Source organism: Alkalibacterium sp. m-11, assembly GCF_054658155.1.
Genome location: NZ_BAAGIR010000065.1, coordinates 1 through 11,397, shown reverse-complemented (window position 1 = coordinate 11,397; position 11,397 = coordinate 1). Strand labels below are relative to the sequence as shown.

The 11,397-nt window shown below is 42.3% G+C and carries 12 protein-coding genes and 1 pseudogene; 5 read left to right on the top strand and 8 right to left on the bottom strand.

Annotated elements, in window-relative coordinates:
- Window positions 1-68 precede the first annotated feature (68 nt).
- The 6 genes from ACYQ2O_RS07735 to ACYQ2O_RS07710 all read right to left on the bottom strand — a co-directional run bounded on the left by ACYQ2O_RS07735 (window position 69) and on the right by ACYQ2O_RS07710 (window position 4,919).
- Window positions 69-551: a DUF1538 family protein gene (locus tag ACYQ2O_RS07735; RefSeq protein ID WP_346024916.1), complete on the bottom strand. Its 483-nt coding sequence runs from the start codon at window positions 549-551 to the stop codon at window positions 69-71.
- 26 nt (window positions 552-577) lie between these two features.
- Entirely contained in the window at window positions 578-1,288 is a 711-nt protein-coding gene (locus tag ACYQ2O_RS07730; protein ID WP_346024917.1) for a P-II family nitrogen regulator, read from the bottom strand.
- A 246-nt stretch (window positions 1,289-1,534) separates the two neighbouring features.
- Window positions 1,535-2,827, bottom strand: a complete 1,293-nt coding sequence (locus ACYQ2O_RS07725; protein WP_346024918.1) for a mechanosensitive ion channel — start codon at window positions 2,825-2,827, stop codon at window positions 1,535-1,537.
- A 205-nt stretch (window positions 2,828-3,032) separates the two neighbouring features.
- Window positions 3,033-3,911, bottom strand: a complete 879-nt coding sequence (locus tag ACYQ2O_RS07720) for a DegV family protein (protein WP_346024919.1) — start codon at window positions 3,909-3,911, stop codon at window positions 3,033-3,035.
- A 25-nt stretch (window positions 3,912-3,936) separates the two neighbouring features.
- The gene (locus ACYQ2O_RS07715; RefSeq protein WP_346024920.1) at window positions 3,937-4,596 is read right to left on the bottom strand and encodes a hypothetical protein; all 660 of its coding nucleotides are present in this window, start codon (window positions 4,594-4,596) and stop codon (window positions 3,937-3,939) included.
- A gap of 41 nt (window positions 4,597-4,637) precedes the next feature.
- Window positions 4,638-4,919 carry a DUF503 domain-containing protein gene (locus ACYQ2O_RS07710; RefSeq protein ID WP_176759650.1) on the bottom strand — a complete coding sequence of 94 codons (282 nt, stop codon included), beginning with the start codon at window positions 4,917-4,919 and terminating at the stop codon, window positions 4,638-4,640.
- 204 nt (window positions 4,920-5,123) lie between these two features.
- Between ACYQ2O_RS07710 and ACYQ2O_RS07705 the strand changes: the two genes are divergently transcribed.
- From ACYQ2O_RS07705 to ACYQ2O_RS07690, 4 genes are all read left to right on the top strand, one after another.
- A complete protein-coding gene (locus tag ACYQ2O_RS07705) occupies window positions 5,124-5,555 on the top strand; it encodes a chloride channel protein (protein WP_346024921.1) in 432 nt (143 codons plus the stop codon).
- Window positions 5,452-6,648: a ClC family H(+)/Cl(-) exchange transporter gene (locus ACYQ2O_RS07700; RefSeq protein ID WP_346024922.1), complete on the top strand. Its 1,197-nt coding sequence runs from the start codon at window positions 5,452-5,454 to the stop codon at window positions 6,646-6,648. Before ACYQ2O_RS07705 ends, ACYQ2O_RS07700 begins: the two co-directional genes overlap by 104 nt.
- Before the next feature lie 23 nt (window positions 6,649-6,671).
- Window positions 6,672-8,195 carry a ClC family H(+)/Cl(-) exchange transporter gene (locus ACYQ2O_RS07695; protein WP_346024923.1) on the top strand — a complete coding sequence of 508 codons (1,524 nt, stop codon included), beginning with the start codon at window positions 6,672-6,674 and terminating at the stop codon, window positions 8,193-8,195.
- Between the two features lie 145 nt (window positions 8,196-8,340).
- Window positions 8,341-9,279 (top strand): DUF368 domain-containing protein, encoded by a 939-nt coding sequence (locus ACYQ2O_RS07690; RefSeq protein ID WP_346024924.1) that lies wholly within the window; start codon window positions 8,341-8,343, stop codon window positions 9,277-9,279.
- Window positions 9,280-9,352: 73 nt separating this feature from the next.
- On the opposite strand, the gene ACYQ2O_RS07685 is transcribed toward ACYQ2O_RS07690, so the two are convergent.
- Together ACYQ2O_RS07685 and ACYQ2O_RS07680 are read right to left on the bottom strand one after the other, a co-directional pair.
- Window positions 9,353-9,829 (bottom strand): DUF305 domain-containing protein, encoded by a 477-nt coding sequence (locus ACYQ2O_RS07685; protein WP_346024925.1) that lies wholly within the window; start codon window positions 9,827-9,829, stop codon window positions 9,353-9,355.
- Between the two features lie 7 nt (window positions 9,830-9,836).
- Window positions 9,837-10,338 (bottom strand): annotated as a pseudogene (locus ACYQ2O_RS07680) (O-acetyl-ADP-ribose deacetylase).
- Window positions 10,339-10,531: 193 nt separating this feature from the next.
- On the opposite strand from ACYQ2O_RS07680, the gene ACYQ2O_RS07675 reads away from it, so the two are divergent.
- Window positions 10,532-10,981 (top strand): GNAT family N-acetyltransferase, encoded by a 450-nt coding sequence (locus tag ACYQ2O_RS07675; protein WP_346024926.1) that lies wholly within the window; start codon window positions 10,532-10,534, stop codon window positions 10,979-10,981.
- Window positions 10,982-11,397 lie beyond the last annotated feature (416 nt).

The window sequence follows — 11,397 nt, the reverse complement described above, 5'->3', positions numbered from 1 at the left end:
GAATGTTTGTTGGTAACTACATTTTACCAAAGAGAGGTGTCTTTTTCTGTACTTTTAAGTTCAATATTCTAACTGATCTTTACGGTAAAAGGATAGAACGTCGTTCTTAGGGGTGCGAAACTTGAGTTATATACAATTCTCAACAGCCCTACGACTACCATAATTGCAATACCTATCGAAACGGTCAGGATCAGCTGAAAACTGTCGATCGTTCCACTAGTGACAATACTGACCTGATTTCCTAGTACCGTTAAACTAGGTTCAGCTGCCGATATTATAAAACCGATCAGGAAACCCACAGTAACCAGGACATAGATACGGTTGGATTTCGCTACTCCTTTTCCTATGTATTCTCCAATAGGCGTTATAGCAATATCAACACCGACCAGAAATAGACTAAGGCCGATTACGATAGCTAGAGTGCCTAGAAAAAAGGCGATTAATAGACTTGAAGAAAACGGCACAAGGAAAAAATGAATCATCAGAACAAAGAGAAAGATAGGGGTAACTGAACGTGTGACTTCAAGCATTTTTTCAATTAGTATAGGCATGTCAGATTATTCCCCTTTTTTTTAATTTAAATAACTCCTATCGTTTCACTTAGATCCGCTACAAATAGAATACCGGAGTTTGGTTTTTCCAGTCCTAAAACCTTATTGACTTCTGTAGTAATAGCCTTGGTCTGATCTCTGGATGAAATGATCAGTACCATATCTTTTTCAGGCTCAATTTCCATATTGAATACTTTTTTTGTCTCGTACCCTCCTGCGCCATGTGCCTGAATCACTGTGCCGCCCTGGGCACCTGCTGCCTGAGCTGCCTCCATCACTATTTCAGATTGACCTTCTTTTGTAATTACAACAATCGCCTGAAACATATTATCCGGCTCCTTCGTATCTATTCCTTTATTTTCCATCTGATTCCATTCCTGGTCAAAACCTTGACTGTCAGCTGGATCGATTAGTTCAGATTGATCAGCCGCCTGTTGTTTGACAAGGCCCATTGCACCTGCAAGTGGGAGTCTGAAGCAGATCCCTTTATTTTTTCTTGTCATCCCCATAGTGTCAGCTATATGCATCATTGCTGTCTGAGCTGTCGATTCGTCAGAGATAAATACAGCTATTTCTTTTCGGACTTTATCCAGACCCAGTTTGTTCAATACTCTGCCTTGTACTGTTCCTTCCCCTCTGATGACCGTACCACCGTTAACTCCTTTTTTGGCTGCCATTTTCAGACATGTATCTCCCTGCCCTCTTTTTACAATGCAGCCTACTAATTCTACTTTCATAGTTGTTCACCTCATTTTTTAAGCTACTCTTCCAGTATAACCAATTTCGTAAGTATCTTCCACTTTTGTCAGATTGATTCATTATTAAGGACATGATCAGTCTATTTACTTTTGATAAATGGTTATTTTATAACAAAAAACACGACCACCGTTTTTCCAATAAGGAACTATCGATGGTCGTGTCCACTATTCAATTACGGCTTCATGACATAATTGAGTCATCTGCCCTATATTGTCTAGTTAATCTTATAAGTCTGGTGATGACTGGTCAGTTGAGTCAACTGTTGGTTCAACTGATGGATCTCCTGATTTATTGCTTTCTTTTTCAATTTTTTTATCAGCACGTTCAAGCTGCTTTCTGGCAAAGTCGCGTCCACCAAGTCCAAATGCCAAGGCAAAGGCTACTGCAAGTCCACCAATAATGAACATGAATGCAAAGTTCACGATGCTTGAAGCAAAGTTCAGCTGATCAAGTGCCATGAATACTGCAAAAACGATCAGGATATATTTAAGCATAACGCCTGCAAAGGGACTGCCTGTTGCTTTCTTGATTCCTGAAGCCAGCAATTGTCCTCCAACGAATGCCAGTCCAATGATGATGGCTGCAAACAGTACATTAGGCAGATAAGCAATTACTGCGCCAACGATAATGTTCAACATTTGAAGATTCAAAACATTAAGTGCTTCTACCAGGAAGAACAGACCGATCAGTACAGCAACGACTTGTCCAACTGCATGAGCTAGGTCGATATCCATATTCGCTGATTTTCTTAGATATGAAGAGTACTTGTTGAAACCTGTTCCTCTAAGCAGGTCGGTCACAATGTCTCCAACAAATTTAGCCAGCACCATACCAATAGCCAGCAGCACAACGGCTACAAGAATATTTGGTATAGCCTGAAGGATTGTATTGAGTACATCACTTACCGGCTGAGCAATCGTATCGATATCAAGAACATCCAGTGCAATCAGAATAATTGGTACTAAGATCAGGAAGTATACGATATTAGCCAATACTGATGCAATCGTTCCCTTGCTGTCTTCAACATCTGATGTAGCCGTCTCAGAACCTGAGAGTTTATTCAAGAACCGGTCAAGATTGGCAGCAACTGCAAGATTATAAACCAGATTCTTGACGAATTTAGCTGCATAGAAACCTAATACGAGAATAACAATAGCTGAGATGATATTAGGCAGGAATGCAAATGCCGTATCAAGCATATTCTGAATCGGCTGACCAATTGCTTCAAGTCCGAATGTGTAAAAGATACCTGGAAGGAAGAATACCCATACCAGGAAGTACCCTACTTTACCTAAGGCATTGACCATCGAATGTCCCTGGTTCTCGTTATTAGCTGCACCCCAGTCCTGTAATTTTGATGCAAGACCTGTTGCCTTCAGCCCTTTAATGATTGCTTTCTTCACTAGAGTAGCGACGACCCAGGCTACTAGAATAAGTAGTAACCCCATTAACAAACGAGGAAGAAAATCGATGAACGTGTTCAGTCCTCGCTGAAACGAATCTCCGACATTATCCATATTATCAAACTCCTTTTCCTTTTTTTATTGAACACTTTCAGTATAGCCAAGGTATTAATAAAGAACAAATAATATGCACTGTACTCCACCTAACAGCTTCTTCTGATAATTCCATACAAAAAAGCTGTTTCCCTCTTCTGGAGGAGAACAGCTTTCTATTCATTCAGATCCTGTCTGTCGTTATTCTGAGATTCCCGCAGCTTTCTTATTCTTCAATGTACATATACTGCGACGGTTTCTGATCAAAGTAAAATACACCAACGCCGCCTATGCCTAAATGGGCAGCCAGTACCGCTCCGATATCAAAAATCTGTGTGGTAACATCCGGAAGTTCTTCCTGTACCATTTTTTCGAGTTGCTTTGCGCTTTCAATGTCATTGACGTGACTGATCGTGACCAGCTGATCGGTAAAGCCGTCTATCCCTTTTTTCACATCTTTTATCATCCGCTTGTATATTCGGTCCTGACCTCTGACCAGTTTCTTCAGGTAAATGCCCGTTTCGTTTACAGATAGATAAGGCTTGATATTCAATGCATCTCCGGCATATCCAGCTGCTTTCGGCAGACGCCCACCTTTGACGAGCCATTTCAGATTACTCAAGGTAAAGTGATACTTGATGTGTTCTGTATTTTCTATGGTCTGGCTGACGATGGTTTCGAAATCTTCATTCTTCTTGGCCATTTCCATTGCCTGAAGAGCCAGCAGGGCCCCTCCGCCAGAGCCACCCTTGGAATCGATCACAGCGATGTTCATATCAGGATATTTTTCCAAATACGCTTCCACAGTTGTCTGTGCAACCTGATAGGTCCCGGAAAACTGACTGTAGATAGTAATGTAAATGACATCTTCTCCCCTCTCTCGGCAGGCATCAAGGGTATCGATCACAGTCTTGGGAGAAACCTGAGACGTTTTAGGAAGAATCCCTTCTTTCATATAGCCGTGCACATCTTCCAGAGACAGTTCCACCTGGTCCAGATAATCCTTTTCATTAATAATGACGCTTAATGGCAGAAAGTCATAGTCATATGTTTTTTTCATATAATTGTTCTGGTCGATGCCAGAATCGATCAGTATTCTAATCATGCGCTTTCCTCTTTTCTAATATAAATTAGTCAGTAAGTATCTCAGTAATTTCTTCTTCAGTCAGAGAATCCGTATAGTACCTGTTCCAGACCTCATGAAGATGACTGCTTGAAAAGCCGCCGTATATCGCTGTCAGCTGCTTTTTCCATTTCAGCAGCAGGTCATATGTTTTTTCAGAATGATCGGATGTCTCCTCTTCTCCATCAGCAGACTGATTTCTCAATTCAGTCAACTTATCAGCTGGTTCTTCTCCCTGAGCATCGGACGGGATGGCTTGAAAGACATCCTCTTGTGGCCTGCCTTCATTTATGGCGTCTATCAGCTCAGTCGGAATAATGACGATAGAGCTGTCTTCTACCGTCACTGCAAAAAAGAAGCCTTTCTTTATAAGTGGTGCGAAACTTTTCAGACTTTCACTGTCTTTTACAGGCAGTACGTTCTGATTGCTTTCTGAAATGATGGATAAAACTTCATCCAGAATTTCCTGATAAAGTGTCTGAGCCTGATGAAGAATATGCGGCATCAGCGCTTCAGCGACTTTTATCTTCTTCCAGCTTTTGGGTAGAGTCAGACCGTGACTGCTAGCTATCTGCATCATCTGGCTTTTAGTATAGCCCATCAGCAGATTGATCATCCTGTAGTCTCCGGAATGCTCTTTCAAACTATCGATTGTCGGTTCAGTCATCGCGTTCATCCTTTTAATTAGTTTTGACGGGTCCGTGGTCGCTAAGCTTCGATCCACTCGACATGAAGTATTTCAATTTCATAATGCTCTTCTACATCTTTCAGAGCCGCTTCGATCTGCTGCCGACAAAGCTGACGGTTGCTTCCGACTACGCCGAAGCCCAGCACAGCCTTATTGTGGAGGTCCCACTCGTCAACTTCTGCAGTTGTCAGATGATGCCTGTTTCTAATGCGATGCACGACACTTTTGACCGTGCTGCGCTTGTCTTTCAAGGAGTATGAATCGTAAATCAGAATGGTCAGTTCAACACCCATTAGAATCATTTCAGTTCCTCCTCGTAGTATCTCGTTAAATCGTAGCATGCTTTCGATCCTTGTGCAATAATTGCCTTAATTACATGCAGTTATCTGAACATATATTAGAATACTCAGTCAATTAGGATCATTGTATTGCTTTTCACTTGTATATTCGTTATCTTAGTACTTATGTAAAAGATACTAAAGTGGTTTTTAGGAGTTTTATAAATAATGAAGACATTAAATTTGTTTGACTGGTCTAAAATAGCTTACGTAGCTAGAGGGCTGCTGGTCGGCGTACTCGTCGGAATCGTCGTCAGTCTGTTCCGCGTATCCATCGAGACGATGCTGACATTCATGCGTGATGTTTATGCCTTTGCAGGAAATAATCCAGTATGGATTCTACCATTAATATTAGGTATTGCCATTATAGCATTTATTATTGCATTGATGATCAGAGACGAACCGGACATTAAAGGATCAGGGATCCAGGATATCGAAGGACAGCTTCACGGGGTATTGAAGCTGAACTGGCTGTCTATCCTCTGGCGTAAGTTTGTTGGAGGCGTGCTGTCCCATCGGTTCAGGACTTGCATTAGGTCGAGAGGGCCCTTCCATTCAGCTCGGAGGAGCGGTTGGTCAAGGGGTCAATCACTACCTTAAAGGTAACAAGTCTCAACAGAATATTCTTATTTCTGCTGGAGCAAGTGCCGGCTTATCCGCTGCCTTCAATGCCCCGGTATCAGGAATCATGTTCATACTGGAAGAAGTGCACCATAAATTTTCTAGTGTTCTTCTCCTGACTGCTTTTTCTGCATCAATTACAGCTAACTTTGTTGCCTATACGATTTTCGGTGTGCAGCCTGCGCTGGATCTCGGGTCACTTCTTCAGTTCCCTCTGGAGCATTATGCCCACTTGGTAATCATGGGGATATTTGTAGCAGTTATGGGGTGGGCTTATCAAGAAGTTCTGATGTATATGCCTAAACTTTATCAAAAAATTCCTATTCCACCTTATCTATATGGCTTTCTTCCATTTATTCTAGTTATACCCATCGGAATCTTTCTTCCTGAAATGCTTGGTGGAGGGACAGGTATTATCTTATTAATCAGTTCCGGGCGCATAAGCACACACCTGCTGGTAGGTATTTTCCTGTTTCGTTTCGTTTATTCTCACATCTCATATGGATCAGGTCTGCCAGGGGGAATCTTCATCCCAGTACTCAGCCTGGGCGCATTACTGGGAGCTATTTACGGAAACGGTGCTTTATGGATTACGGGAATCGAAGATATATTCATCAGAAGCTTCATCATCTATGCAATGGGCGGCCTTCTAACTGCCGTGACCAAAGTCCCGCTCACTGCAGTTATGCTGATCACTGAAATGACGGGGACAGTAACGCATCTGATGCCTCTTGCGGTTGTCTGTCTGACAGCGTATGTTGTCGCTGACTTTCTTGGCTCTGATCCGGTTTATGAAGAGTTGCTTCAGAAGAAAATACATCAGATTCCTAAAGTCTTTGAAGGAGAAGTCATTGAATTTGAAGTATCCGTTGAGCCGGACAGTGATCTGGATGGCATGATGGCCCGATACTTAAGACTTCCTTACGGATCGAAACTGGTTAAGGTCAGAAGACACAATAACGAGTTCATTCCGCACCAAGATACGGTATTCTGGTCAGGAGACGAGCTGTTTTTCACAGCAGACAGCGGCTTTGTATCTGAAGTCAAAAAACAGCTGGACAAATTAAACTAAACTAGCTTTAAAGGAGTTTCCAAATGAAACGCTTGAAATTTATCGACTGGTCTAGAATCAGTTATGTCCTGAAAGGGATTCTAGTGGGCGCAGTCGCAGGTGCTGTTGTCAGTGCTTTTAGAATGGCCATTTATACTACATTAAACTTCATGCCGGTTATTTATTCTTATTTAAGGAACAACCCTTTATGGATCATCGGCTGGTCTCTTTTTGTCCTTTTTATAGGCTTTCTCGTTATATTGATGGGAAGAGACGATCCGGATATTCAAGGGAATGGGGTCGCTGAACTCAAAGGTCAGCTTCTTGGAACGCTGAAACTGAACTGGGTGTCTATTCTCTGGCGTAAATTTGCCGCAAGTACCCTAGTCCTGGGGCTCGGTATTCCTGTCGGTCGAGAGGGGCCTTCCATCCAGATCGGCGGGGTCGTTGGACAAGGAATTAACTCTTTTCTGAAAGGAAACAAGTCACAGGAGAGTATACTTATTTCAAGTGGTGCGGCAGCCGGTCTCTCCGCAGCCTTCAATGCGCCATTGTCCGGTCTGGTCATCATCCTTGAAGAGGTTCACCACAGGTTTTCCGGCGTACTTATTCTCACAGTGTTTTCCGCTTCCGTTACTGCGAATTTCCTGGCCTTCCATATTTTCGGGTCACAACCGGCTCTTGCGTTAGGCCGAATGGCGGAGTTTCCTCTGGAACATTATCTTTATCTTGTGCTATTAGGCGTTCTGCTTGCTCTTGCAGGCTGGGTATTTCATAAGGTGCTGTTCATTATGCCGAAAATTTATGCCAGTTTACCTGTTCCAGTTTATCTATACGGCTTTATTCCATTCATTCTGGTTATTCCTACCGGCTTTTTCTGGCAGGATATGCTTGGTGGAGGAACAGGTATCATTACTGATATTGCTTCTGTTCGAACGTCCACAACGATTCTCCTTGCAATCCTGTTATTCAAATTCATCGGCTTCCAGATCGCCTATGGATCGGGTATTCCAGGCGGCATGCTTATTCCAATGCTGACTATCGGTGCAGTACTTGGTGGCATCTTCGGAAATCTTGCTCTTAGAGGAACGGGAATGGAAGATGAATTCATCCGTAATTTTGTTATCTTTGCAATGGGTGGATTTTTCACAGCTATTTCAAAAGCTCCTCTGACAGCTATCGTACTTCTGACAGAAATTACGGGATCAATCACACAGATGATGCCAATTGCTGTCGTCTGTCTTACTGCCTATATTATTGCAGATATCCTAGGTCTTGAACCCGTTGACGAAATTACTCTATATAATAAGACCAACCGCTTTCCCACTGTTTTTGAAGGTAAACTAATCTATATGGATGTCTTTGTCGAGCCAAACAGTTATTTGGACGGTATGCAGATGAGTCAACTTACTCTTCCTTATAATGCTAAGTGTGTAAGAATCAAGAGACACCACAATGAATTCATGCCACACCGTGATACTGTCCTTCTCCCTGGCGATGAACTTCAGATTGCCTGTGATCAGGGATTCCTCGGACAGGTCAAGAAATATATAGATAAGCTGAACTGAACAATTATATAAGGGCCTTATCCGTATATACATTGCTGGACTGGATAAGGCCTTTTTTTCTACTATCAAATTAAAAAATATATGGTAAAATGATTCTCGTACACAGAATTTCAATCGACCGTTAATTAACGTAAAGGAGATTATTATGCAATTCATATGGATGGCAATTAAAGGATTATTTATCGGGATTTCAAATATCATTCCTGGAGTTTCTGGAGGAACCATGGCTGTATCCTTCGGTATTTATGACGATGTGATTCATGCGGTCACTCATTTCAGACAGGAACTGAAGCCTAGTTTAAAAATAATCGTACCACTGGTTATTGGTGCACTGACCGGGGTGGCCGGATTCTCTATCGTCATCGAATGGCTTTTGAGTAGTTACACTTTATATACGGCATTTGCCTTCGTCGGGCTGATTTTAGGTGGCCTTCCGATCTTAAGAAAATCTTTCTACAAAAGTCTTGAAGCTGAGAAGAAAACAATTGGTCCACTTCACTTTGTTCTGTTCATTATCTTCTTCCTGATTGTTACTTGGATGGGAGTAGCTGAAGTGGCCGGGGGCGGCGTACAGAGCGTCAGTCTCGGAATCGGTTCGCTGATTGCTTTGTTCTTCGTCGGCCTCATATCGGCTGCAGCCATGGTCATTCCTGGAGTGAGCGGGTCTTTGCTCATGCTGATCATTGGCTACTACTATGCTGTTATCAATACAATCAACGGGTTTACAGAAGCGCTGGTCAACTGGAACTTTGAAGCACTTGTCCCGGTCACTATCCTATTAATTACTTTTGCATTAGGTATGGTAGCTGGTATCATTCTGATCAGTAAAGTAATCGACTACTTCTTCAAGACGCAGCCCGGCTTCACTTATGCTTCAATTCTTGGACTAGTATTAGCCTCCCCTATTGCAGTAGTGGCTAATACAAATGCATTAGATGACCTGACTGGATCAGGAGCATTCTTTAGATTGGTTGTAGCCTTGGCTCTCGCTGGTGCCTGTTATGCCCTGACTTATGCCCTAGGTAAGACTAAAGACTCAACAGAAGAAATTCCTGAAGAATCCAAGCCTGTTTCAGATCAGTAAATAAATACACAAACAACTTCTATCTCAAGTCTGCTTAATTAGCATAGACTTAGATAGAAGTTGTTTTTTATAGCTAGTCGTCTTCGGGACTGTCCTCGTCTTCTTCATTCTGAAGTTCTTCGATCAATGCTTCCATCTCTGCGATTTCTTCTACCTGGTCCTCTATTATTTCATCTGCCAGCTGCTGAACGCGTTCATCTTCAAAATTCGCACGCTCACTGGTCAGGATAGCAATGGAGTGATGTGGAATCATGGATCTCATCCAGGATACTTCATTAACAGTCGTCTGGCTACGTACTAAAAACAGCATGAGTCCGAAAACGACAACTGAACCTGTCAGTATAATACTGTTCAATTTTTTATTCTTATACATTTTCCACATGAACAGCATCATGACAATCGCCATCACTGCGCCCATCATAATTGCCATATAAACACGTGTCTCACTGAAATACACATGTGAGCGTTCATATGTGTTAAGATACATAAGTCCATACATGATGAGGGTTGAAGTAAGAATCATTAATCCAAAGCGTATATATTTTTTCATTGTGACACTATCCTCTCTTGTTTTTTGCCTGGTTCAGGCTGGTAAACGTCTCGTCATCGTAAGCTACCAGATAGACTGTTTCAACTGAGTAACTGTCTGTTTCGCAAGATCTGATCGTATCGACCGCAATCTCGGCTGCTTCTTCCTTAGGGTACCCGTAGATTCCTGTACTGATTGCAGGAAAAGCTATGGTTTTCAGCTTATACTGTTCTGCCAGACTCATACTGTTCTGATAGCACGACTTCAGCTTCTCCTCTGAATCCGTCATTATAGACCGGGCCAACGGCATGGATCACATAACGGGCCGGCAGATCAAAGCCTTCTGTAATTTTCGCTTCCCCTGTATCAGCGCCATTCAGTTTTCTGCAGTCTTCTTTAAGCTTAGATCCTGCAGCCCGGTGAATCGCCCCGTCCACTCCTCCTCCACCTAAAAGAGATTTGTTAGCCGCATTGACGATTGCATCAACTTTCATCTCTGTAATATCTTCTTTGACTACCTCTATCTTCATTTCTACTCTCTCCTTTATTGTCTGCAGTCTTATAATGCATTGATGTACGTAAATGGTAAAACAACTGATCCTAATTCGCAAATATAACGAGTTCTAAACCATACCTGACTAACTCTATTTTTTATCCCTGGAGCAACTTGAGACATGCTATACTTTCTATTATATATTAGAGAATTCGCAGAAGGAGACAACTATGGAAGTCAAACAGTTAAGCAGTATTTATTATGAAGAAATGAGGCAAATCTTTGTCGATGTGTTTTCAGCTGAACCCTGGAATGACAAATGGGTAGACGACGCACAGGTGGATAGCTATCTGAAGGACCTTACCGATTACGGCAATACCCTCTCTTTCGTCTTGGTGGATGAGTCAGATGCAGTTATTGGAGGAGCACTCGGTTATGTCACAAACTGGTGGGAGGGCCGCGAGTATTATATCAAGGAATTCTTTGTCAAGGAATCCGAGCAGAAACAAGGACTGGGCAGTTTTTTTATGAAAGAGTTATCTGTTCATCTTAAGACTCTTGAAATCGACTATATTACTCTGGTCACTGATTATTCCGTGCCGGCTTTCTCATTCTACAAGAAAAATGGGTTTAAGGAATCGACTGAAACGGCTTTTATGGTCAGACGGACTCCTGACTGATTCTTGAGGTCAGACTCCAGTGGGTAAATCATTTAGTCACCTTGGATCCGCTCCTAAATCAGTAATATAAAAGAGCATGTCTCTCCTGTCACAGGTAACTTACCTGAATACAGAAAAACATGCTCTTATGTTTTTTTTATCAGTATTTACTATGCTTTATTTGTCAGTGTGTTCAGGTTGCATCGTATCGACTTTTTTACCCAACAGAAAGACTACAGCAATAACGGCCAGAAAACCGATCGGCAGGACGATAAAGATATTCATTCCGAATGCAGTTGGCAGATAGCCGATTGAACTACCCCCACTTACTCGCTAACTCTCCTTGAAGTGGGGGATTCCTGAGAACACCAACCTATCGGTCGGTTACTTTATCAGGCTAACCCCGTAATCCCTACGGTTAATCGCAACGCTTCGTT